The organism is Kitasatospora sp. NPDC048407 (genome assembly GCF_043200475.1).
Classification (GTDB): domain Bacteria; phylum Actinomycetota; class Actinomycetes; order Streptomycetales; family Streptomycetaceae; genus Kitasatospora.
In genome coordinates this window covers 54,290-74,592 of the sequence record NZ_JBICXW010000002.1, presented here as the reverse complement: position 1 = coordinate 74,592, position 20,303 = coordinate 54,290, and the positions used below count along the sequence as shown (strand labels likewise).

Annotated in this window: 23 protein-coding genes; 15 read left to right on the top strand and 8 right to left on the bottom strand. The window is 73.2% G+C overall.

Annotation, left to right across the window (positions count from 1 at the left end; translation table 11 throughout):
• Positions 1-2: 2 nt before the first annotated feature.
• On the bottom strand, positions 3-908 hold the full coding sequence (locus ACGFWJ_RS05665; RefSeq protein WP_392945610.1) for an alpha/beta fold hydrolase: 906 nt from the start codon (positions 906-908) through the stop codon (positions 3-5).
• 61 nt (positions 909-969) lie between these two features.
• Here ACGFWJ_RS05665 and ACGFWJ_RS05660 point away from each other — a divergent pair, with 61 nt between their 5' ends.
• The 4 genes from ACGFWJ_RS05660 (at position 970) to ACGFWJ_RS05645 (ending at position 3,472) form a co-directional block, all read left to right on the top strand.
• Complete coding sequence (locus ACGFWJ_RS05660) at positions 970-1,554, top strand: TetR/AcrR family transcriptional regulator (RefSeq protein WP_392945608.1); 585 nt, start codon at positions 970-972, stop codon at positions 1,552-1,554.
• 31 nt (positions 1,555-1,585) lie between these two features.
• Complete coding sequence (locus ACGFWJ_RS05655) at positions 1,586-2,242, top strand: class I SAM-dependent methyltransferase (RefSeq protein ID WP_392945606.1); 657 nt, start codon at positions 1,586-1,588, stop codon at positions 2,240-2,242.
• A 228-nt stretch (positions 2,243-2,470) separates the two neighbouring features.
• A complete protein-coding gene (locus ACGFWJ_RS05650) occupies positions 2,471-3,001 on the top strand; it encodes a hypothetical protein (RefSeq protein WP_392945604.1) in 531 nt (176 codons plus the stop codon).
• 132 nt (positions 3,002-3,133) lie between these two features.
• Positions 3,134-3,472, top strand: coding sequence for a hypothetical protein (locus ACGFWJ_RS05645; protein WP_392945602.1), 339 nt, complete (start codon positions 3,134-3,136; stop codon positions 3,470-3,472).
• 36 nt (positions 3,473-3,508) lie between these two features.
• Here ACGFWJ_RS05645 and ACGFWJ_RS05640 read toward each other — a convergent pair whose 3' ends face one another.
• The gene (locus ACGFWJ_RS05640) at positions 3,509-4,522 is read right to left on the bottom strand and encodes an AI-2E family transporter (RefSeq protein ID WP_392945600.1); all 1,014 of its coding nucleotides are present in this window, start codon (positions 4,520-4,522) and stop codon (positions 3,509-3,511) included.
• A 336-nt stretch (positions 4,523-4,858) separates the two neighbouring features.
• Between ACGFWJ_RS05640 and ACGFWJ_RS05635 the strand changes: the two genes are divergently transcribed.
• The gene (locus tag ACGFWJ_RS05635) at positions 4,859-5,086 is read left to right on the top strand and encodes a hypothetical protein (protein WP_392945598.1); all 228 of its coding nucleotides are present in this window, start codon (positions 4,859-4,861) and stop codon (positions 5,084-5,086) included.
• Positions 5,087-5,186: 100 nt separating this feature from the next.
• On the opposite strand, the gene ACGFWJ_RS05630 is transcribed toward ACGFWJ_RS05635, so the two are convergent.
• A complete protein-coding gene (locus ACGFWJ_RS05630; protein WP_392945596.1) occupies positions 5,187-5,408 on the bottom strand; it encodes a hypothetical protein in 222 nt (73 codons plus the stop codon).
• 119 nt (positions 5,409-5,527) lie between these two features.
• Here ACGFWJ_RS05630 and ACGFWJ_RS05625 point away from each other — a divergent pair, with 119 nt between their 5' ends.
• Together ACGFWJ_RS05625 and ACGFWJ_RS05620 are read left to right on the top strand one after the other, a co-directional pair.
• Positions 5,528-6,103: a hemerythrin domain-containing protein gene (locus ACGFWJ_RS05625; RefSeq protein ID WP_392945594.1), complete on the top strand. Its 576-nt coding sequence runs from the start codon at positions 5,528-5,530 to the stop codon at positions 6,101-6,103.
• 337 nt (positions 6,104-6,440) lie between these two features.
• Complete coding sequence (locus tag ACGFWJ_RS05620; RefSeq protein WP_392945592.1) at positions 6,441-7,007, top strand: type 1 glutamine amidotransferase domain-containing protein; 567 nt, start codon at positions 6,441-6,443, stop codon at positions 7,005-7,007.
• A 22-nt stretch (positions 7,008-7,029) separates the two neighbouring features.
• Here the strand turns inward: ACGFWJ_RS05620 and ACGFWJ_RS05615 are convergent, their stop codons facing one another.
• Complete coding sequence (locus tag ACGFWJ_RS05615) at positions 7,030-7,698, bottom strand: TetR/AcrR family transcriptional regulator (protein ID WP_392945590.1); 669 nt, start codon at positions 7,696-7,698, stop codon at positions 7,030-7,032.
• 91 nt (positions 7,699-7,789) lie between these two features.
• On the opposite strand from ACGFWJ_RS05615, the gene ACGFWJ_RS05610 reads away from it, so the two are divergent.
• Positions 7,790-8,731, top strand: a complete 942-nt coding sequence (locus ACGFWJ_RS05610; RefSeq protein ID WP_392945588.1) for an alpha/beta fold hydrolase — start codon at positions 7,790-7,792, stop codon at positions 8,729-8,731.
• 32 nt (positions 8,732-8,763) lie between these two features.
• Here ACGFWJ_RS05610 and ACGFWJ_RS05605 read toward each other — a convergent pair whose 3' ends face one another.
• On the bottom strand, positions 8,764-9,729 hold the full coding sequence (locus ACGFWJ_RS05605; protein WP_392945586.1) for a TIGR03557 family F420-dependent LLM class oxidoreductase: 966 nt from the start codon (positions 9,727-9,729) through the stop codon (positions 8,764-8,766).
• A 223-nt stretch (positions 9,730-9,952) separates the two neighbouring features.
• Here ACGFWJ_RS05605 and ACGFWJ_RS05600 point away from each other — a divergent pair, with 223 nt between their 5' ends.
• The 3 genes from ACGFWJ_RS05600 to ACGFWJ_RS05590 are packed head-to-tail and all read left to right on the top strand — an operon-like array spanning position 9,953 to position 12,353.
• Positions 9,953-10,381 carry a GntR family transcriptional regulator gene (locus ACGFWJ_RS05600; protein ID WP_392945584.1) on the top strand — a complete coding sequence of 143 codons (429 nt, stop codon included), beginning with the start codon at positions 9,953-9,955 and terminating at the stop codon, positions 10,379-10,381.
• Positions 10,382-10,389: 8 nt separating this feature from the next.
• The gene (locus tag ACGFWJ_RS05595; protein WP_392945582.1) at positions 10,390-11,316 is read left to right on the top strand and encodes an ABC transporter ATP-binding protein; all 927 of its coding nucleotides are present in this window, start codon (positions 10,390-10,392) and stop codon (positions 11,314-11,316) included.
• Positions 11,313-12,353 (top strand): hypothetical protein, encoded by a 1,041-nt coding sequence (locus ACGFWJ_RS05590; RefSeq protein WP_392945580.1) that lies wholly within the window; start codon positions 11,313-11,315, stop codon positions 12,351-12,353. Before ACGFWJ_RS05595 ends, ACGFWJ_RS05590 begins: the two co-directional genes overlap by 4 nt.
• Positions 12,354-12,453: 100 nt before the next feature.
• Here ACGFWJ_RS05590 and ACGFWJ_RS05585 read toward each other — a convergent pair whose 3' ends face one another.
• Together ACGFWJ_RS05585 and ACGFWJ_RS05580 are read right to left on the bottom strand one after the other, a co-directional pair.
• Positions 12,454-13,938, bottom strand: a complete 1,485-nt coding sequence (locus ACGFWJ_RS05585) for a SulP family inorganic anion transporter (protein WP_392945578.1) — start codon at positions 13,936-13,938, stop codon at positions 12,454-12,456.
• A 238-nt stretch (positions 13,939-14,176) separates the two neighbouring features.
• Positions 14,177-14,605, bottom strand: coding sequence for a hypothetical protein (locus ACGFWJ_RS05580; RefSeq protein ID WP_392945576.1), 429 nt, complete (start codon positions 14,603-14,605; stop codon positions 14,177-14,179).
• Positions 14,606-15,005: 400 nt separating this feature from the next.
• On the opposite strand from ACGFWJ_RS05580, the gene ACGFWJ_RS05575 reads away from it, so the two are divergent.
• Positions 15,006-16,439, top strand: a complete 1,434-nt coding sequence (locus tag ACGFWJ_RS05575) for an FAD-dependent monooxygenase (RefSeq protein ID WP_392945574.1) — start codon at positions 15,006-15,008, stop codon at positions 16,437-16,439.
• A gap of 327 nt (positions 16,440-16,766) precedes the next feature.
• Entirely contained in the window at positions 16,767-18,167 is a 1,401-nt protein-coding gene (locus tag ACGFWJ_RS05570) for a hypothetical protein (protein WP_392945572.1), read from the top strand.
• A 165-nt stretch (positions 18,168-18,332) separates the two neighbouring features.
• Here the strand turns inward: ACGFWJ_RS05570 and ACGFWJ_RS05565 are convergent, their stop codons facing one another.
• Positions 18,333-18,617 (bottom strand): hypothetical protein, encoded by a 285-nt coding sequence (locus ACGFWJ_RS05565; RefSeq protein WP_392945570.1) that lies wholly within the window; start codon positions 18,615-18,617, stop codon positions 18,333-18,335.
• A 204-nt stretch (positions 18,618-18,821) separates the two neighbouring features.
• On the opposite strand from ACGFWJ_RS05565, the gene ACGFWJ_RS05560 reads away from it, so the two are divergent.
• A complete protein-coding gene (locus tag ACGFWJ_RS05560; RefSeq protein WP_392945568.1) occupies positions 18,822-19,460 on the top strand; it encodes a hypothetical protein in 639 nt (212 codons plus the stop codon).
• Positions 19,444-20,268, top strand: coding sequence for a tetratricopeptide repeat protein (locus ACGFWJ_RS05555; protein WP_392945566.1), 825 nt, complete (start codon positions 19,444-19,446; stop codon positions 20,266-20,268). The genes ACGFWJ_RS05560 and ACGFWJ_RS05555 overlap by 17 nt, the downstream gene beginning before the upstream one ends.
• The last annotated feature ends 35 nt before the right edge of the window (positions 20,269-20,303 follow it).

Below are 20,303 nucleotides of genomic sequence, written 5' to 3'. Positions count from 1 at the left end.
CGTCAACCCGCCGCGTGCTCCGACCTCGTGGCCGCGAAGAACTCCAGCAGGCGGGCGTTGACCAGCTCCGGCCGTTCCAGGGTGAGGCCGTGCCCCGCGCCCGGAACCATCTCGGCCCGGACGCCCGGGATCAGGCCGGTGACCCGGGCCAGCACCCGGCGCGGGCGCAGCAGCGCGCTGCGGGCACCGACCAGCACGAGGGTGGGGACGGTGACGGCACGCAGTTCCTCGTCGCCGAACGGCGGGGCGGCGGGACGGCCGGTGGGCTTCCAGCTGCGCATGGCGAGCATCATCGGGGCGAGCATCTCGGGTGGGGCGATCAGCGCGGGGTTGGCGAGCAACCGGGCGAGGGCGGGACGGAAGCGGCGGGGTGCGAGCATGCCGAACAGGCCCGCGATCATGTGGAAGTAGAACCGGACCGGCACCTTCTCGATGCCGCCCGGGTCCAGCGGGGCGATGGACGCCAGCCGCTCGGGCGCGCGGATCGCCTGGTTGAGGGCCAGCCAGCCGCCGTACGAGACGCCGACCAGGTGCACCCGTTCCAGGCCGAGCCCGGCCAGCACCTCGCTGAGCCACTCGGCGTTCTCGGCCGGCCCTGCGGCGACGGCGCGCTGCACGCTGCGGCCGGGGTCGTCCAGGGTGGAGATCGCGTACACGGGATGGTGGGCGCCGAGCGCCGCGATCTGCGGGTACCAGTTGGCCGGGTGGCCGGCGTGGCCGTGCAGCAGCACGACCGGCTCCCCCGCGCCGGGCCCCGCGTAGTGGTGGACGTGCACGGTGCCGTAGGAGGTTTCGACGTCGAGGGCACTGTGCGGGGCGGGCCACAGGCCCATGGCCCGATCGTAGGCGTCGAGAAACGCGGTGCGGGCCTCCTCGTTGACGAAGTGTCCGACGCTGGTCCTGGTCATGAATCCCCTCCGGAGCTTTTGATGGTATGTTTGTACCACAAAAACGTTCGAAGGAGCCCGGATGCCGAAGCTGGTCGACCACGAGGAACGGCGGGCCCTGATCATCGACGCCCTGCTGCGCTCCGCCGCACGGACCGGCCTGCACGCCGTCACGATGCGCTCCGTCGCACAGGAGGCGGGCGTCTCGGTCCGCCTGGTGCAGTACTACTTCGACACCAAGGAGCAGCTGCTCCTGGCCACCCTCACCCGCCTCGGGGTCCGGATGGGCGAACGCGTCCGCGACCGCGTCCGGGCCACCGCCGCCACCCCGTCCCCACGCGAGATCGTCGAAGCCGTCCTGGTCGAGGCCGTCCCCACCGACGAGGAGAGCCGCACCTTCCACCTCGTCTACACCGCGTACGCCGTCCTCTCCGTCACCGACCCGGCCCTCGCCGAGCAATCCTTCCTCTCCACCCCGAACGAGATGGAGGCCTTCCTCGTCGCCCACCTCACCGCCGCCGCCATCACCGACCCCCAGCACGAGGCCGTCGTCCTCCTCGCCCTCTCCGCCGGCCTCGGCCTGAGCGTGCTCCTGGGCCAGCGCACCCCCGAGGCCGCCATCGCCGTCCTCCACCACCACCTGGACCGGCTCTTCCGGACGGCCTGACTCCCCCCAACAGCAGCGGTACGCAGGCGAGTTGCCTTTGCGGTCGCCGTGGCAGGATCGGATCATGCCCTTCGATCACAACGACCACTACCACCGCCTGCTGCTGCGCCAGGTGCCGCGGAACGGCCGTGCGGCCCTGGACGTCGGCTGCGGGACCGGCCGATTCGCCCGCCGACTCGCCCAGTCGGGCCTGCGGGTCGATGCGATCGACCGGTCGGCGGAGGCGATAGCGGAGGCCCGCGCGGCGTCCGCACGGACGGCCGACGACCGGGCACCCCACTTCCGGCACGCGGACCTCACGGAGCTCCAACTCCCCCAGGGGCACTACGATTTCATCTCCTGCCTCGCCACCGTCCACCACATGCCCTTCGCCACCGTCGCCGCACTGCGCGACGCGCTGGCGCCCGGCGGCGTCCTGGTGATCCTGGGCTGCTACCCCGAGAAGACCCGCCGCGACTGGGCGTGGAGCCTGGCGGCCGTACCCGTCAACGCCGCCGCCCGGCTCGCCGTGGCAGCCGCCGAAACGCTCCGCCGCCGTCAGGCTCCACCGGCGGGCACGGCGCCGGTCGCCATGCCGACCATGCCCCTGCACGAGATCCGCCGGGAGGCCGCTTCGCTGCTGCCCGGGTGCCGCATTCGCCGCCTGCTGTTCTGGCGCTACCTGCTCGTCTTCCGCCAGGGCGCCTGACCCCACCCGGCCTGCCCGGAAGGGGAGTTCGCGGATCCGCTACCTTCCTCCCCTGGAACGGACCACCATCCTCGGCAGCCTCGCCGCGAGCGGAACCGACACCAGCCCGGCCCGCAGCGGTTCACCGAACTCGCCGCCGAACTCGGCCTACCCCTCGCCGACCTGTGCGCCGTCGCCGGCCACCCGGTCCCGCCGGAACTCCTCCCCCCGCGGCGCGACGCCAAGGTCATGGACCGGTTCTCCTACCGCGTCAGCCACTGCAACCACGCGCAACTCGTCACCCTGGAGGCGCTCGTCCGCTCACTGCCCCGCATCGCCGCGACGGAGCCCGCGGTACGGCCTGAGCCATTTCCCGCCCAGACCGGCTTCGCCGCCACGCTCGGCACGATGATCCACAACCGCGGCTTCGGCCTCCGCGAACTGCCGTTCATGGGCCTGTCCCGCAGCACCCTGCCCAGCATGGTGGAGAGCTGGGAGCCGAGTCCGCACCACTGGTACCAGCTGTGCGCCATCGCGGGCCCACTGGGCTGGACGCTGCCCGACCTGTTCGCGGTCGCCGACGAGCCGTACTCCGAGGAGTTCCGCCCGGTGATGCACTGCCACCACCTCGGTCGGGTCTTCACGGCGGCCGTCCACCTGACCACCGCCCAGCTGATCGAGACCGCCACCGAAGCCGACCGACTGAGCGCACGCCAGGACGAAGGCGTCTGGCAGCCCGTCTCGGACGGCTTCGCCAAGGAGTGCCCGGACCTCATCTGAGGGCGCACATCCCGACACGGCCGGACACAGCGGCAGGTCACGCGTCTCGGCCGGGCCCGGTGATTGAGCGGGGGGCCACCGGGCAGACGCCGCGTGAACGGAGCAATGGAGCACGCGAAAGGACGTGGACCCATGCTGCTGCTCGGACTCCTCCTGTTCGCCGCGTCCGGTGCGTTCGCCGGGCTGCTGATCGCCGAGAACCTGGGCGGCGGACCCGAGACGGCCGTGACGATGTTCGGTCACCAGATCGCCACCATCAGCACCCTGGGCGCGTTCCTCGCCGGAATCGCCCTGACGCTGATCTTCGGCGCCGGCCTGCTCCTGATCCGCGCGGGCCTGCACCGGCGCCACCACTACGGCCACCGCCGCAGCCACCCGGCCGCCACCACCACCACCGACCCGCTCGGCACGGGCACCATCGACCCGACCACCGGCACCCAGTCACGGGGCAGCCACCGTTACGACCAATGAGCGCCGGGCGCACGAACTCCCCCGCCGCGCGCCCCCTCAGGTCGTTCCCGCCGGTCCGCGCAGTTCGCGGAACACCCCCCAGCCCACCGACAGCACCGGCACCGCGACGGCCGCGCCGACGATCCCACCCAGCGTGCCGCCGGCGGCGACGGCCAGAGCGATCGCGACGGGGTGCAGGCGCACCGCCCAGCCCATCACCAGGGGGTGCAGGATGTGGCCCTCCAGCTGGCCGATCACCACGATCAGGGCGAGCACCACCAGCGCGGTCACCGGTCCGCGGGTGGCGAGTGCGACCAGCGAGGCGACCGCGAGGGCGATCGGCGAACCGATCAGCGGGATCAGCGCCGCGACGAACTCCAGGCCGGCCAGCGGCACGGCGAGCGGCACGCCGAGTACGGCCAGCACCACGCCGACCAGGACGGCGTTGGTGCCCGCGACCAGGAACAGGCCCCGGGTGTAGCCGGCGAAGGTCCGCCACGCGGCGCGGCCGCCCCGCTGCCACAGTTCGCCGGTGCGGGCGGGCAGCAGGGACGTCCCCCAGCTCCACATCCGTTCGCCGGAGTGCGTGAAGAACACCGCGCAGAACAGGGCCAGCGCGGCGCCGGCCGCTGCCTCCACCACCCAGCCGGCGCCGGTGACGGCCGTGGACAGCACGGCCTGCCGGTGCGTGCTGAGCAGTTGGCCGAGCCGGTGCCGCAGGTCGCCGAGGGTGCCGGCCCGGGCGTGGAACGGCGGGCCCTCCAGCCAGTGCTCCAGCCGGTCCAGGCCGTCCCGCACCTGCCCTCCCAGCTGCCCGGACTGGGCCTGGGTCACCACCGCGATCAGCGTCCCCACCGCGGCGAGCAGCAGCATCGCGCCGAGCACGGTGAACAGCACCGCGAACGCGCGCGGCATCCGGCGGGCCAGCAGATCGACGGGCGGGCGCAGCACGGCGGTGACCACCAGCGCGACGAACACCGCCACCACCGGCAGCAGCAGCCGACTGACGATCAGATAGCCGGCGTACCCGGCCACCGCGATGGCCAGCAACCGCCAGGCCCGTCCGGCCATCCGCTCCAGCCCGCTCGGCCGCCGGGGCACCTCGGCGCCGCGCGAGGCCGCCGGCCGCCCCGACCTGGCCGGGCGACTGCCTCGCGGCGCACGGACGTTGCGCTCGCGCGGCCCACCTGCGCGTCCGGCCATCACACTCCCGCCTCCCGTCCGCCCGGACCCGCCGCAACCCGCACGCCGGCCCGCGCCTTCACCACCCGCCACCACCACTACTACCCCCGCCACCCCGGGCCCGCTCGCAGCACATCCGCAGGACAGCCGCACCGCCCCCCGTTTCCGCCCCCTGCTCGCGGGCAGACGCCCGGACGGGCATCGACGCAGCAGGAGGTGGACACCATGGCGCAACTCAGCGTCCCGATCGTCTGCGGACTCTCCGGCGACCTGGCCATTCCCGCCCTGCAAGTGGTCGCCCTGCTGCGCGCACTCCCCGAGGAGTGGCAGGACTGGGCGCAGCGCGACGACAATGAACTCGACCCGGTGACGGCCGCAGTGTTCGCCAGCCTGGTCCGCCAGCTCGCCGACCAGATCGACCTTGCCTGCATCGAGATCGCCAGCGAGGGCTGAACGGGTCGGTCCGCCCACCAGGAACCGTCCGTCCGGGGCCGCGCGCGCCACCGCAGGCGCGGGCCACCGCAGGCGCGCTACCGCAGCGCGATGCGGGCCTTCAGGATGGGGCGCAGGCGGTCGACACTCGGGGGCGGTCCGCGGCCTTGACCAGCCGGCCGCCGTCCCGGAACCACCGCCAGGGTGTCTCGACCCCGGCATCCGCCAGCACGCGCAGCAACGCGTCCCAGCCCTCCATCGCCGGGCCCAGCACGTCGGCGATCCTGTCGCGCGTCGGCTCGACGTCCGGGTCCGTGAACGGGTTCGTGAACGGGTTCGTCACGCTGCGAGGTTGACCCCGGGGCGGTCTCGCGGCGCAGCCGGAGAGTGCGGTTTCCGGTTCGCGGAGGCGGGCAGGCGCATCCGCGAGGGGTTGGGACCGCGACGAAGAGGTGCTTGACGATGGCGACCGACCTGGAGCTGGACCTGTTGGAACAGATGACGACGGATCACGACGTGCTGCGGGTGCGCTTCAGTGAGCTGGCGGGCCTGCCGCTGGGCGATCCGCGGCGGAACTGGCTGGCACTGCTCACCGCCGACGGGCTGGTGCGGCACCTGGCGGCGGAGGACGAGTACCTGTACCCGATCGCGCGCAGCGGCCGGCCGGCCCGTGACGACACGGTGGACCACGGCCTGCGGACGCACGCGGTGCTGTACGAGCTGGTGCGCGAGTTGCGGGCGACCTCGTCCGGCTCGGCCGAGTTCGACCGGCTGCTGGCCCGGCTGATCGAGGAGGCGACGGGGCACTTCGGGGTGGAGGAGGCCCAGTTGTTCCCGACGGTCCGCACCCACGCCACCCCGCTCCAGCTGGCGGCCCTGGGCGAACAGGCCCGCGACACCGAGCGGACCGCCCCGCCGCTCTCCAGGGCCGTTCTGCCGCGCGACACCCTGCCCCCGGACGACCTGGTCGCGCCCGAGCTGACCTGGCACGAGCGGATGCACCGCCGGTTCCGCTTCGGCGACATGCGCGAGGGCTGACCGGCGCGGCACCAGGTCGCAGAAGAACCGCCGGGCAGGCAGGCGTCGGTCCGGCTGACCGGTCCGGCTCGCCGCCGTGCCGGTGAGCCGGACCGGCGAGGACGCAGGCGCCGCCCGGCGGGTCGGGCACTCCGGACCGGCGAGGACGCAGGCGCCGCCCGGCGGCTCGGGGACTCCGGGGCGGCGAGGACGCAGGCGCCGCCCGGCGGGTCGGGGACTCCGGGGCGGCGCAGTACGCGGTCCAGACCCCGCCGGTCCCGGCCGGCCGGTTTGCCGGGTGGCGATCGTGGTGAAACGCGCCGCGGGGGCCGGATCGACCGCGGAGCGGAGAGTCGAGATGAACGAGCTGAACGAGGTCGTGGTCGCCTTTCTGGCGGCACCCCGAGGAACGGAGCAGGTCGAACTGACCTCGCCGTGGCAGGCGGTCGCGGACCGCGGCGGCACGCCCCGGCTGGTGTCGACGAAACCCGGGAGGATCCGGGCGTTCCACCACCTGGACCGGGCGGACGCCTTCCCGGTGGACGCGGTCGCCGCGGACACCTCGGCCGCCGACTTCGACGCGCTGGTGCTGCCGGGGGGCGTGGCGAACCCGGACTTCCTGCGCACCGACCGCCACGCCGTGGACTTCGTCAGCGGCTTCTTCGCGCGCGGCAAACCGGTCGCGGTGATCTGCCACGGTCCGTGGACGCTGATCGAGGCCGACGCGGTGCGCGGCCGCACCTTGACGTCCTGGCCGAGCCTTCGCACGGACCTGGTGAACGCCGGTGCGACCTGGGTGGACCGGGAGGTGGTGGTCTGCGTGGACGGGCCCAACACGCTGGTGTCCAGCCGCAGGCCGGACGACCTGCCCGCGTTCGAGCGCGCCCTGGTCGACGCCTTCGCCGGCCGCCCGGCCGCGGGCTGAGCCGACCCGGACCGAAGCCCGGTCAGTCGAGCACGCCCGCGAGGGCGCGGGTGAGTACGTCCTCGAACGGGTCGTGGGGGGCGGCGGGGCCGGGGGTGGTGAAGAGGGCGGCGATCCGGGGGTGGCCGCCGTCGGTGGCGAGGTGGCGCAGGTAGGCGGTGCGGTGGGCGGCGTCGGCGGCGCGGGCGGCCGTCTCGTTCTGGGCGAACAGGGCGGTGAGGCCGCCGAGCAGGGCGAACGCCTCGACCTTACGGGACGGGGCGGCGGGGTGGTCGGCGAGCACGGCGAGGACGTGTTCGAGCAGGTCGGCGCCGTGCGGGCCGAGCGTGGGGCGGCCGATGACGAGGGCGGGCAGCCAGGGGTGGCGGCGCATGATCTGCCGGGCCTGGCGGGCGACGGTGAGCAGGTCGGCCGGCCAGTCGCCGGTGGGCGCGGGGAGGTCGTACTCGGCGGCGGCGCTGTCGGTCATCAGGTCGAGGAGTTCGTCGCGGGTGGCGACGTACCGGTAGAGCGAGGCGGCGCCGGTGCCGAGTGCGGTGGCGACGCGGCGCATCGAGACGGCGTCCAGGCCTTCGCGGTCGGCGAGTTCGACGGCCGCCGCGGTGATCTCGGCCCGGCTGCGTTCGGCCGGGCGTCCGGCCCTGGCCTGTTCGGGCCGCAGCCAGATCGGGCCGTCCTGCCGCTGCGTCACGTTGCGCCTCCGGGGTGGGTGTGACGGCCAGCCTACCTATCGCGTACGGTGTTCGCGAACGCTGTGCGCGAAACAGTCGGGGAGGACGCGGATGACCACGACAACGCGTTACACGTACAACGGCGAGGTACCGATCGCCTACCAGGACCTCGGCGGGACGGGCGGCGAACCGCTGCTGCTGGTGATGGGCCTCGGCACCACCCGGTTCTGGTGGCCGGACGGCCTGGTCCGCGAACTGGTCGCACGCGGCTTCCACGTGGCCGCCTACGACCAGCGCGACGCCGGCGAGTCCGGACGCGTGACCGCGCCGCCCGCCGGGCACCCCGTCACCGCACTGCTGCGCCGCACCGCGCCCGCCTACCGGGCCGAGGACCTGACGGACGACGCCGTCGCCGTGCTGGACGCACTGGGCTGGCCCCGCGCCCACCTGTTCGGGCACTCGCTGGGCGGGCTGGTCGCCCAGCGCGTCGCCGTCCGGCACCCGCAGCGGGTGCTCACCCTGACCTCCTCCGCGGCGGTGCCCAGCGACGCGGGCGCGCTCGGCGCGCTGCGCCACGTCCGCCCGGGGCCGGTGCTCCGACTGGCCCGGCTGCACCACCCGGAGACCCCCGAGGGCAACCTCGCCCTGGCGGTCGCGCTCGCCCGGATCCTCGCCGCTCCCGAACGCGCCGTCGGGCCGGACGACGTCCGGGAGTTCGTCGAACGGGAGGCCGCGCACGGCCTCGCCGGGTTCCGCGACGCCCAGGCGCAGAGCCGGCAGATCGGCGCGAAGTGGTCCGGCGGGCCGCTCGCCCGGATCGCCGCACCGACCCTCGTCCTGCACGGCGAACGCGACCCGCTGCTGCGCCCGTCCGCCGCCCGCGCCCTCACCGCCGCCGTCCCGGGAGCCCGCCTGCGCATCATGCCGGGCGCGGGCCACCTGCTCACCCGCGAACACTGGGCGCCGTACGCGGACGAGCTGCGCGCCCACGCGACGCGCAGCTCCGTTTCGGCGGTCAGCCCCGCAGGCGGTGCGGCGGCCCGTCGAGAGTGAGCGCTCCGCCGGCGCGTGCGCGGGGCGTTCCGTCAGAGTTCGCGGAGCGCGGGCAGCAGCTCGCGCTCCGCCCAGTCCAGGTACGCGGGTTGGCTCCCGCCGCCGATCTGGATCAGCGCGAGCTCGTCGAACCCGGCCTGCACGAACGGGCGGACGGCGCCGAGGAAGTCCTCCGTCCGGTCGCCGCAGGGGACGATCCGGGCGACGTCCTCGGGGCGCACGAACCGGCTCGCGGCGGCGAACGCGGCCGGGCCGGGAAGTTCGGCGTTGACCTTCCAGCCGCCGCCGAGCCAGCGGAACTGCTGGTGGGCGCGGGTGACGGCGGCGTCGCGGTCGCGGTCGAAGCAGATCGGGATCTGCCCGACGGCGGGCTTTCCCGCTCCGCCGTGCTCGGCGAACCCGGTCAGCAGCGACCGTTCCGGCTGGACCGCGATCACCAGGTTGGCGAAGCGTCCGGCGAGCGCGCAGGAGGCCGGGCCGGAGACGGCGACGCCGATCGGCGGTGGCGGCTCGGGCAGGTCCCACAGTTTCGCGCGGTCCACCTGGAAGTGCTGCCCGTGATGGGTGACGTACCCCCCGGCGAACAGCGCCCGAATGATCTCGACGGCCTCCGCCAGCATCTCCTGCCGCACCGCCGCGGCGGGCCAACCCCGGCCCATCACATGCTCGTTGAGGTTCTCGCCACTGCCCAGCCCCAGCCGGAACCGCCCGCCGGAGAGCAGCTGAACGGTCGCGGCCTGCTGCGCGACCACCACCGGGTGGTAGCGGAACGTCGGGCAGGTCACGTACGTCATCAGCGGCAGCGCGTCAGTGGCCCGGGCGGCCGCGCCGAGCACCACCCAGGCATTCGGGGCATGCCCCTGTTCGGCCAGCCACGGAAAGTAGTGGTCGCTGATCACCGAGAAGTCGAACCCGGCCCGCTCCGCACCCACCACGTCCGCGACCAGATCGGTCGGGCCGCGCTGCTCCGTCATCATCGTGTATCCGATTCGCACCATGGTTGCGCGTGTGCCCAGGTCACACGGGTCCGCACCCGGATCCGCCGGTTTTCCCGCCGTTCGCAGCAAGCCCGGGCACCTCGTGGAACGTCCACCACGGCCCGCGCATCTCACCCCGCCCGACCCGAGGTGGCGTCAAACATGCCTCTCACCAGGCGACTTGACCTGGCCACGCCCGACCGCCACCATTCCACTAATCAATTAGTGAAAGGGTGGTGGTGCCGTGATCGAGTACCGCCTGGATCGGCGCGGTGGCGTGCCGACGTATCAGCAGATCGTCCAGCAGACCAAGCACGCGTTGCGGCTCGGCGCCCTTCAGCCCGGGGACCGGTTGCCGACGGCGCGGGAGGTGGTGGAGCGGACGGCGGTCAATGCGAACACCGTGCTGAAGGCGTACCGGGAGCTGGAGCGGGAGGGGCTGGTGGCGCCGCGTCCGGGGCTGGGGACGTTCGTGTTGCGGTCGCTGTCCCGGCCGGAGACGGCCGAGGACGGGCCGCTGCGGGCGCAGTTGACGGCGTGGGTGGACGCGGCCCGGAAGGCCGGGCTCGAGCGGGAGGACATCGGCGCGCTGGTGACCTCCGTACTGGATCAGCGCTTCGCGACCGGGGTCCGCCCGGCGGAGCGGACGACACTGGACAAGGGTGAGGAATGACAGCAGCGATGAGTACGCCGCTCGCACTCGAGGCGAAGGACCTCGGCTGGGCCTACCGCCGGAATCAATGGGCGGTCCGGCACTGCGACTTCACGGTGCCGACCGGCCGGGTCTGCGGCGTGGTCGGGCCGAACGGGGCGGGCAAGAGCACACTGCTCGGCTTGGCGGCACGGCTGTTCGCCCCGTCCGAGGGCGAACTGCGGGTGCTCGGCGAGTCGGTGACGGGCCCTGCGGCGCCCGAACTGCGGGCCAAGGTGGCCTATGTGACGCAGGAGAAGCCGCTGTACCGGACGTTCACGGTCGCCGAAACGCTGCGGATGGGCCGCGAGCTGAACCCGTCCTGGGACCAGGCGACAGCCCAACGCGTGGTCGAGCTCGGCGAGTTGCGGCCGGACGCCCGGGTAGGCCGGCTGTCCGGCGGCCAGCGCAGCCGGGTCGCGCTGGCCATGGCGCTCGGCAAGCGGGCCGAACTCCTGCTGCTGGACGAGCCGTTCGCCGATCTGGACCCACTGGCCCGGCACGACCTGACCGGCCTGCTGCTGGCCCAGGCCGCCGAGCACGGCACCACCGTGGTGATCTCCTCGCACCTGATGTCCGAGCTGGAGGAGGTGGTCGACCACGTCCTGCTGGTGCAGTCCGGCCGCGTCCGGCTGGCCGGCGACCTGGACGAACTCCTGGACGGGCACCGGCTGGTGGCCGGCCTGGCCGACGCGGAGCGGCCCGCCGGGAAGGTGATCGAATGGCGGGTCACCGGCCGCCAGGCCACCGGCCTGATCCGCACCGACCCGGCCGGCCCGCCGACCGGGAACCTGTCCGAGTCGTGGGACGCCACGCGTCCGCGCCTGGAGGAACTCCTGCTCGCCCACCTGCGCAACCCCGCCGAGGCCGGTACCCCGGGCGACCGCCTCTCGACCACCAGCGAGGCCGCCGCATGAGCACCGCACAGCTGACCTCGCCCGACACCGCTTCCGGCCCGGCCAAGGAGCCCACTCCCGCCCGCCGCTCCCGCCTGCACGGCCTCGCGTGGCTGGCCTGGCGACAGAACCGCCTCGCCGTCTGGACCGTCGGCGGCGCCATGCTGCTGGTGGCCGCCGTCCAGCTGTTCCTGCACTTCAAGATCCAGCGCGAAATCTCCCTGTACCACGGCGAGTGCCGCGATGGCGGCGGTTGGGGTGTGCCGGCCTGCGACCACTTCATCACCGACGTCAACGACGCGGTGAACTGGACCGCCGACTGGATGCACCGGCCGTTCTTCCTGCTGCCCGCGGTGGTCGGCATGTTCCTGGGCGCACCGCTGCTCGCCCAGGAGTACGAGCGCGGCACGGTGCGGATGATCCGCGCCCAGTCGGTGTCGCCGGCGCGCTGGCTGACCGCCCGGCTGGCCGCGCCGGCGGCGCTGGTGATCCTCGCGATCGGCCTGTTCGCCGCGCTGAACACCTGGCTCGCGCTCGACATGAACCGTCTCGACTTCGGGCGGAACGACCTCTTCCCCGGCTTCACCTACGCGACGATCGGCCTGGCGCCGCTCGCCTGGTCGCTGTTCGCGCTGGCCGTCGGCGTGGCGGTCGGTCAACTGGTGCGCCGCACCGTGGTGTCGATCCTGGTGACCGGCGTCCTCGTGCTGGGGGCCGAGCTGCTGGTCCGCTCGCTCCGGGTGTACTTCGTTCCGGTGTCCGAAGCAACGGGCAACCTCGGCGGGCAGATCAGCCACTGGCGCGGCGTCCCCGGCCAAATTCCGTACGGGGCCTGGTTGGTGGACCACGGACCGGTGCTGGCGAACGGGACGCGGGCGACCGGGGCCGACTGCTACCACCTCGGTGACGCGTGCGACAAGGCCACCCAGGCCTGGGCGACCTACCACCCGAACTCGCACTTCATCCCGATGCAGCTGGTCGAGGGCGGCCTGCTGCTGGCCGTCTCGGCCGCCCTGGTGTTCCTGGTCTACCGGCGGGTCACCCGGTCCGCCGTCTGAACGCGACGGCGGGCCGCCCGGTCCGCCGCGTCTGAACGCGCCGATGCCCGGCGCCGTGGGCTGTCAACCACGGTGCCGGGCACCGGCTGTTGATGATACGTCAGGTCGATCCGACCAGCTCGGGGCCGGGGGTGACGGTGACGGGGACGCCGCGTCGGCGGTGCTGGTCGGCCCAGGCGGTGAGGGCCTGGCGGCAGGCCGCGTCGAGGTGGGTGAGGGCGGACAGGTCGAGCTCCACCGGGCCGGTCGGGGTGACGTCCTCCAACCGGTCGACCAGGGTGGGGAGTTTGACGAAGGTGGCGTTCCCGTGCACCCGCACCACCGTGCCGTCCGGCGACTGCTCGACGTGCAGCCGGATGTGGGTGACGTCCCAGGCCGTCTTGGCGAGCGCCGCGACCAGGCCGATCACCACGCCCTCCAGCAGGTTGAGGGCGACGATGCCGATCGCGGTGGCGAGCAGCACGAACGCCTCGGAGCGATCCGCGCGCCACATCCTCAACCGGGCCCGGGGCGCTACGAGTTTGCCGCCCGCGTGCACCAGCAGCCCGGCGAGCGCGGCCAGCGGCACCAGGTGCAGCAGACCCGGCAGCACCAGCGCGAACAGCAGCAGCCAGACGCCGTGCAGGATCCGCGAGGCCTTCGTCCGGGCGCCCGCCTGGACGTTGGCGGCGCTGCGGACGATCACCGCCGTCATCGGCAGCGCGCCGAGCGCCCCCGCCACCGTGTTTCCGACGCCCTGAGCGAGCAACTCCCGGTTGTACGCGGTGCGCGGCCCCGCGTGCATGTGGTCGACTGCGGACGCGCTGAACAGGCTCTCGGCGGACGCGATCAGCGCGAACGCCAGCACGGTGCCCCACACTTCGGGCCGCACCAGCAGCGCGAACTGCTCGGCGCCCGGCGGCTGCAGGGTGTCGAGCAGGCCGTCCACCCGGACGGTCGGCACCGGAAGGTGCAGCAGCCGGACAGCGGCCGCGGCGAGCACCACGGCCACCAACGGGCCGGGCAGCAGCGCGAGTCGGCGCGGCACGAACTTCCACAGCACCAGCACCGCGACCACCCCCGCGCCGACAGCGAGCGACGCCCCGCCGGCCGCCGTGTCCACCGCCCGGACGGCGGCGACGGGCAGACCGGCCAGGTTGGCGAGCGCCTCGCCGCCGGCCTTGCGATCCAGCAACACATAGGACTGCGAGGCGATCAGCACGATGCCGATCCCGGTGAGCATCCCCTCCACCACCGCGGCGGAGACGGCCCGGAACCAGCGCCCCAGGCGCAGCACCGCGAGCAACACCTGCACCAACCCGGCGGTCAGCACCACCACGCCGAGCGCGGGCAACCCGTAGGTGGTGACGGCGGAGTGGACCAGCACGGTCAGCCCGGCGGCGGGCCCGCTGACCTGCAAGCTGCTGCCGGGCAGCGCGCCGGCCACCAGGCCGCCGATGATGCCGGTGACCAGGCCGAGTTCGGCGGGCGCGCCAGAGGCGACGGAGACGCCCACGCAGAGCGGGACGGCGACGAGGAAGACAGTGATCGAGGCGGGCAGATCGGTGCGCAGCACGGCGCGCACCCGGGCAGGGTTCCAGGGCATGGCGGGTCCTCGGACGTAGCAGTGACGGGGACTTCCGGTGGCGCGGGGCACGCCCGGTCCGCCCGGCAGCCGTCCGGCGTGCGGGCGGGCGCGGGCAGGCGGGAGCGACGTTGCGCGGCGCGGGGCGATGCGGTGCGGCATGGCGCGATACGGCACGGTGCGGGGCGATACGGCACGGTGCGGCGCGACGGTGGTCGGTCGGTGACGGGGTGTCGGGGCCGGGCGGGACGGCTCCGGCTCAGTGGCGGAACACCTGAAGTACGGCGGGCCCGGCCGGACGTGCGGCCGGTGCGGACTGACGGCCGGCGGTATCGGGCGGCGTGCGCGGGGCCGCGCCGACCGCCGATCGCTTCGCCACCGCGGACGGCCGGGCCTCGCGGCGAACGGGGGCTGCGGGGGCGGGAGTTGTGGAGCCGCGTCCACGTTCGACGCTCTCCGGCTCCTCCTCCGCCATGCTGCCCGCGACGCTCGCGTTGCTCGCGCTGTTGGCCGCCCGGACCGCTACCCCGCGGGCGTCCGCGGACCGGTCGCCGCCGGCCGGGCCGGGGAGCAGCGCCACGACCAGCGTCACCGTCAACGCGGCGACCAACGCGGCAAGCAACGTGGCGACCCTCGCGGCGCTCGGACCGGCGCGCAACTGCCGGATCGGCGGCACGGCTCGGCGCATCCCGCCCTCCCCGGCTCGCGCCCGTCCCGGCTCCCCGCCGGCGGACTTGATGTGCCGTCATCGTATCCGGACGGTCACCGTGGGTGTGCGGCTGCGGGCGGTCTGCCGGGGTCTCGGCCACGGGTTTGTCCGGTTCCCGGCCGCGCACACGCCGCGCACACGCCGCATCCGGGGGCGGCGCGCCGTCGCGCCGGCCGCCGGCTCGAACACAGGTGCCGGGAACAGCAACGGCAGGGCGGTCGGGCCGCTCCTGCCACTCTCAAGCTATAGCGCGACGGGGGGCTTGCGGCAAGGCCCCCGGGCTGTCGCAGAATGTCCGACCACGGGCGGGGAAGCGCGGGAAGCGAAGTACGCGCCGAATCTGACGAAAACTCACTTGCCGGACGATTTGGGAGAGTTGATGATCGACGTGCTGGTGGTCGGCGGCGGGCCGACCGGGCTGATGCTGGCGTGCGAGTTGCGGCTGCACGGGGTGGAGGTGGTGGTTCTTGAGCGGTTGACGGCTCCGACCGGGGAGTCCCGCGGGCAGGGTCTGCATGCGCGCAGTGTGGAGGTGATGGATCAGCGCGGTCTGTTGGAGCGTTTCCGGGCGGTGAGTCCGGAGTACCGGGTCGGCGGCCTGTTCGGCGGCGTGATGAAGGACTGGCCGGAGGGCATGGACACCGCCCATCCGTACGGTCTGGCGACGCCGCAGCCGGTGACGGAGCGGCTGTTGGCGGAGCGCGCCGCGGAGTTGGGCGTGGAGCTGCGGCGCGGGCGCGAGGTGGTGGGTCTGGCGCAGGACGAGGAGGGTGTCGAGGTCGAGTTGGCGGACGGCTCGCGGCTGCGGGCGCGCTGGCTGGTGGGCTGCGACGGTGGTCGCAGCACGGTGCGCCGGCTGGCGGGTGTGGCGTTCCCGGGCGAGGCGGCGACGGTGGAGACCCTGGTGGGGCAGCTGTCGGCCGCGGAGGACCCGGAGCGGATCGCCGAGGTGGTGGAGCGGGTGCGGCGCACCCAGGTGCGGTTCGGCCTGCAGCCGGAGGGCGACGGGCAGTACCGGGTGGTGGTGCCGGCCGACGGCGTGTCCGAGGATCGGACGGCGCCGACGCTGGACGACTTCCGGCAGCAGCTGCGTGCGGTGGCGGGCACCGACTTCGGCGTGCACTCGCCGCGTTGGCTGTCCCGCTTCGGCAACGCGACCCGCCAGGCGGAGCAGTACCGGGTGGGCCGGGTCCTGCTCGCGGGCGATGCCGCGCACATCCACCCGCCGACCGGCGGCCAGGGCCTCAACCTCGGCGTTCAGGACGCGTTCAACCTGGGCTGGAAACTGGCGGCGGAGGTCAACGGCTGGGCCCCGCCCGGCCTGTTGGACACCTACCACGCCGAACGCCACCCGGTGGGCGCCGCCGTCCTGGACAACACCCGCGCCCAGAGCATCATGATCGGCACCGACCCGGGCCCGACCGCCCTGCGCCACCTGTTCACCCGCCTGATGGACTTCCCCGAGGTCAACCGCCACATCACCGGCATCATCACGGCCCTGGACATCCGCTACGACTTCGGCGACGGCCCCGACCAACTCGGCCGCCACCAACGGGACATCCCCCTCACCACCGGCCGCCTCTACGCCCACCTGCACACCGCCCGCGGCCTCCTCCTCGACCGCACCGGCCACCTCTCGGCCGCCCCCTGGTCCGACCGCGTCGACCAACTCACCGACCCCTGCCCGGACTTGCCCACCCCCGCGGTCCTGCTCCGCCCGGACGGCCACGTGGCCTGGCTAGGCGACGACCAGCACACCCTGACGGCCGCCCTGACCCGCTGGTTCGGCACCCCGCGCCCCCATCAGCCCTGACGCGACGCCACACCCCCGCCCCCCGGCTCGCGAACGCGCCGCGCTGCGCCCGGCCCCGGTCCGCGCCAGGGCGTTCACGCCCCGGGGTGTTCGAGGCGGACGCCACTTTCCCTGCTCCGCACACGAATCCCACGCCCTGGTGCGCACAGAAACGATCAGCCACTCTGAGGCTCGGATGCCCGGTCCGCCGCAGCTCCGCTCCCGGTTCGCCGGGGAATTGCGGGGCCCGGCCGCGACTGCGCGGGCTCCTCGGCCGGCGATTCCGGATCCCTCGTCACCTCCGGTCCGACCGTCCGCACTCACGCCACCGACCCGAAGGGGAAGACTGTGACCACGCCCGTCCCGTCCCGCATCGCCCTGGTCAACGGCAGCTTCGAGCAGCCCGCCATCGGTGCCGGCAACGCGCTCCTGCTCGACGCCTCGCAGCCCCAGGCCTCCAACCACGTGCCTGGGTGGCTGACCACCGCCACCGACCACCTGATCGAGGTCTGGCACTCCGGGTTCCTCGGTGTCCCGGCCGCCGACGGTGTCCAGTTCGCCGAGCTGAACGCCGATCAGGTCTCCACCCTGTACCAGGACCTGCCCACCACGCCGGGTGCGCTCCTGTACTGGCGGCTGTTCCACCGGGGCCGGCTCGGGGACGACACCATGGCGCTGGACATCGGCGCACCCGGCGCGGTGGTTCAGCAGCGCCAGTTCACCGACGGGAACACCGCGTGGGGCTTCTACACCGGCACCTACACCGTCCCGGCGGGGCAGCCCACCACCCGGTTCGCGTTCCGCTCCGTCTCCGCCGCCGGCGGCGACCCGACGGTCGGGAACTTCCTGGACGGGATCTTCTTCGGCACCGCGCCGTCCGTCACCCTCACCAAATACGCGATCCCGGAGGGGCCGCTCCAGGTGGGCGATGTGCTCACCTACCGCGTCGTCGCCAGGAACCAGGGCGGCGGCGACGCCGAGAACCTCGTCCTGACCGACCGCATCCCGGCCGGGACGACGTACCTGCCGGGGTCACTGCGGATCGTCGACGGCCCCGGCGCCGGGGTGAAGACCGATCAGACCGGCGACGACCAGGCCTTCTTCGACGCCCCGAACAACCGCGTGGCGTTCAACCTGGGCAACGGCGCGACCGCGAACCAGGGCGGCAGCCTGCCCAACACCGCCGCCCTCCCTAACGGCACCACCGTCGAGTACCGGGTCACCATCCACGAGGCCAGCGCCGGCGGCCAGGTCGCGAACACCGCCACCGCGACGTACGAGAACCGTCTCGGCCCGACCCCGCAACCGCTGACCGCCACCTCCAACGAGGCCGACACCCAGGTCCTCCCGGCCGCCGACCTGAGCGTCACCAAGTCCGCCGACGCCACCACCGTCACCGTCGGACAGACCGTCACCTACCGCATCGCCGTGCACAACAACGGCCCCGACGCCGCCACCGGCGTCACCGCCACCGACCCGCTCCCCACCGGCCTGGCCTTCCTCTCGGCCACCGCCACCATCGGCAGCTACGACCCCGGCACCGGCGCGTGGGCCGTCGGCAACCTGCCCATCGGCGGCACCGCCACCCTGACCCTCCAGGCCAAGGCCACCACCACCGGCCCGGTCACCAACACCGCCACCACCCACGGCAACGAGACCGACCTCCACCCCGAGAACAACACCGACACCGTCACCATCTGCGTCGAACCCGCCCCCACCTGCTCCCCCTGCGGAGGCTGCGACCACTGACCACGCGCCGACCGACAACGGCCGAAAGCCTCCTCCGCCACTGGCCGACCGACGCCCCGTCGGCCGGCCGGCACGGCGTGCGGGTGGAGCGGCCTTGGACAGGCCCAACTCCACTGCCCTCGTGAACGTCGGGGCCGAGGGCGCGCGGTTGGTACTGGTCCGCGCTCAACCGCGGTGCGCGCGGGCGGCGAGGAGTGGCGGCAGCCCGGCTCGCTGTGGCTGTGCGGCCGCGAGTTGGGAGCCCGGGGCCGGCTCGGTGATGGCGTCCAGGACGAAACCGTGGCGGACAAGGGCCGTCAGGTACGTCGACAGGTGTTGGTTGCCGACTCGGCGGACGGCCTCGGGGTTGGTCGAGCGCCAGAATCCTTCGGCGAGGTAGGCGCCGACGACCCGGCGGGCGGTGCGAAGTCGTTCATCGCGGAGCCGGCCCGCAGCAGGGCTGTGTACCAATCGGCGAGGGTGTCCCAGGAGTCGGTCATCGAGCCCGGACGCTACTCGCTCGTCCGCGACACCGCCACGGGCTTCCCACCTTTCTCGGCCCGACCCTGGAATCTCCGGCGAACCGGGTCCTTCCGGCACCCGGACGGAGGACGATGGCTGAGACGCACGCCGGCGGCCGCGGCGCCGATCGCACGATCTCAGCGTGGGGGAAGCATGAGTGATCACGGTGGCACCAGGGATCCCGAACGCTCGGACAGCGGCGGGACGTCGGAACCACGGACGCACAACGATTTCTCGGGCAGGGCCGAGTCGGTCGTACAGGCCGGATCGGTCGGCGCGGTGAACATCTACCACTCTCCCCCGCAGCGGCCTCCTGCCGAAATTCCGGTCGCCATTACCTGCGAGGTGGAGTCCGACTACGTGATCCAGCGCGACTGGTCCGACGGAGTTCCCCTCAGCGGTGGGCTGGTCCGGATCTTTGTGGAGGCCGTCGAGGACCGGGCCGTCCTGCTACGCGCCTTGCGCCCCATTGTGGTGGCGCGCCGCCCTCCGCTCGACGGAACCGAGACCACGCATCTGGGAATCCCGCAAGTGCGCAAGTATTCCCTTGATCTCGACAAAAACCCGCCGCGCCTGAAAGGCCCGAAATTCCTGTACACGGTCTCTCCGGGCGACCCGGAAGTATTCGAGCTGACAGTCACCTCCACCCGCCACTACGTCGAATGGCGCCTGGAACTCGACTGGACCTGCGCAAGCCGGTCGGGCACGAGCGTCATCGATCTCGGTGGGCATCCTTTCGAGTTCACGGCCAAGCCAGGAGCACGGAGATGGCCCTTTGGAACCCGTCGTTGAAGTTCGATTCATCAGCCGTCTTCAGCTGATTTATCCGCCCAGCTCGGCAACCGGTCCGCGCCCGATTACCGCCCAGGTCAGCGGACACGGGATCGCGGTGCGAGTGAGCGCACCCGAGGCGGAGCCGGTGGTCGTGCACACCCTGGGCTTCCGGGTGAAATCCCGCCATCCCACTCGAACCGCACCGTTGGAAATCGACCCCTGGGGCAGCATCCCGGACCCGCAGGTTCGGGTGTGGCTGGACGAACCGGCGCAAATGGCGGACGGGCCCGTTCCCATCACACTTCCCACCACCATTCCGCGCGGGCAGAGCGAGTGGTTCCTGCTGACCGCGCACACCCAGGAGCACGACGTCGAGTGGGAACTCGGCATCGAGTGGAGCTGCGGGGAGAAAAAAGCGTGGACCAGCTGCAACGTCCGCACCACAGCCGAAACGTCCATGGTGACGTTCCGAAAGGACGGCAGCCGAACCCCCGGATTCAACCTTCACCCGCAACCCGACCGACCGGAAATCGCCGCCGCAGCCGAAGCCGGCTACCGGCCTGATGCCGAGAACGGCGATCCCGAGGCGATGTTCCGGCTCGCCGTCAGGCTGGCAGAGCGTGGCGCACTGCGCGAGGCGAAACACTGGTTTCTGATCTGCGCGGCAATGGGCAACGCAAGGGCCGCGGAGTCGGTCGGGTGGATTCTCGAGCAGCAAGGAAAGCACGCCGAATCCGTGGACTGGTACCGAAAAGCAGCGGACCTCGGGAGTACCCGCGCGGCGGAACGCCTTGCCGAGCGGCCCGCTGGCGAAGAACCGCGCTGAGGATCGAGCATGGCGGCAGGCGGTTGTCCGCCAAC

Excerpts from the sequence above, each read along its gene's own strand:
- ACGFWJ_RS05580 (WP_392945576.1), bottom strand. The coding sequence starts at position 14,605 with ATGCGCCGAGCCGTGCCGCCGATCCGGCAGTTGCGCGCCGGTCCGAGC.
- ACGFWJ_RS05575 (WP_392945574.1), top strand. The coding sequence starts at position 15,006 with ATGATCGACGTGCTGGTGGTCGGCGGCGGGCCGACCGGGCTGATGCTG.
- ACGFWJ_RS05650 (WP_392945604.1), top strand. The coding sequence starts at position 2,471 with ATGGACCGGTTCTCCTACCGCGTCAGCCACTGCAACCACGCGCAACTC.
- ACGFWJ_RS05620 (WP_392945592.1), top strand. The coding sequence starts at position 6,441 with ATGAACGAGCTGAACGAGGTCGTGGTCGCCTTTCTGGCGGCACCCCGA.
- ACGFWJ_RS05605 (WP_392945586.1), bottom strand. The coding sequence starts at position 9,729 with ATGGTGCGAATCGGATACACGATGATGACGGAGCAGCGCGGCCCGACC.
- ACGFWJ_RS05635 (WP_392945598.1), top strand. The coding sequence starts at position 4,859 with ATGGCGCAACTCAGCGTCCCGATCGTCTGCGGACTCTCCGGCGACCTG.
- ACGFWJ_RS05610 (WP_392945588.1), top strand. The coding sequence starts at position 7,790 with ATGACCACGACAACGCGTTACACGTACAACGGCGAGGTACCGATCGCC.
- ACGFWJ_RS05590 (WP_392945580.1), top strand. The coding sequence starts at position 11,313 with ATGAGCACCGCACAGCTGACCTCGCCCGACACCGCTTCCGGCCCGGCC.
- ACGFWJ_RS05640 (WP_392945600.1), bottom strand. The coding sequence starts at position 4,522 with ATGGCCGGACGGGCCTGGCGGTTGCTGGCCATCGCGGTGGCCGGGTAC.
- ACGFWJ_RS05665 (WP_392945610.1), bottom strand. The coding sequence starts at position 908 with ATGACCAGGACCAGCGTCGGACACTTCGTCAACGAGGAGGCCCGCACC.
- ACGFWJ_RS05595 (WP_392945582.1), top strand. The coding sequence starts at position 10,390 with ATGAGTACGCCGCTCGCACTCGAGGCGAAGGACCTCGGCTGGGCCTAC.
- ACGFWJ_RS05645 (WP_392945602.1), top strand. The coding sequence starts at position 3,134 with ATGCTGCTGCTCGGACTCCTCCTGTTCGCCGCGTCCGGTGCGTTCGCC.
- ACGFWJ_RS05560 (WP_392945568.1), top strand. The coding sequence starts at position 18,822 with ATGAGTGATCACGGTGGCACCAGGGATCCCGAACGCTCGGACAGCGGC.
- ACGFWJ_RS05585 (WP_392945578.1), bottom strand. The coding sequence starts at position 13,938 with ATGCCCTGGAACCCTGCCCGGGTGCGCGCCGTGCTGCGCACCGATCTG.
- ACGFWJ_RS05625 (WP_392945594.1), top strand. The coding sequence starts at position 5,528 with ATGGCGACCGACCTGGAGCTGGACCTGTTGGAACAGATGACGACGGAT.
- ACGFWJ_RS05660 (WP_392945608.1), top strand. The coding sequence starts at position 970 with ATGCCGAAGCTGGTCGACCACGAGGAACGGCGGGCCCTGATCATCGAC.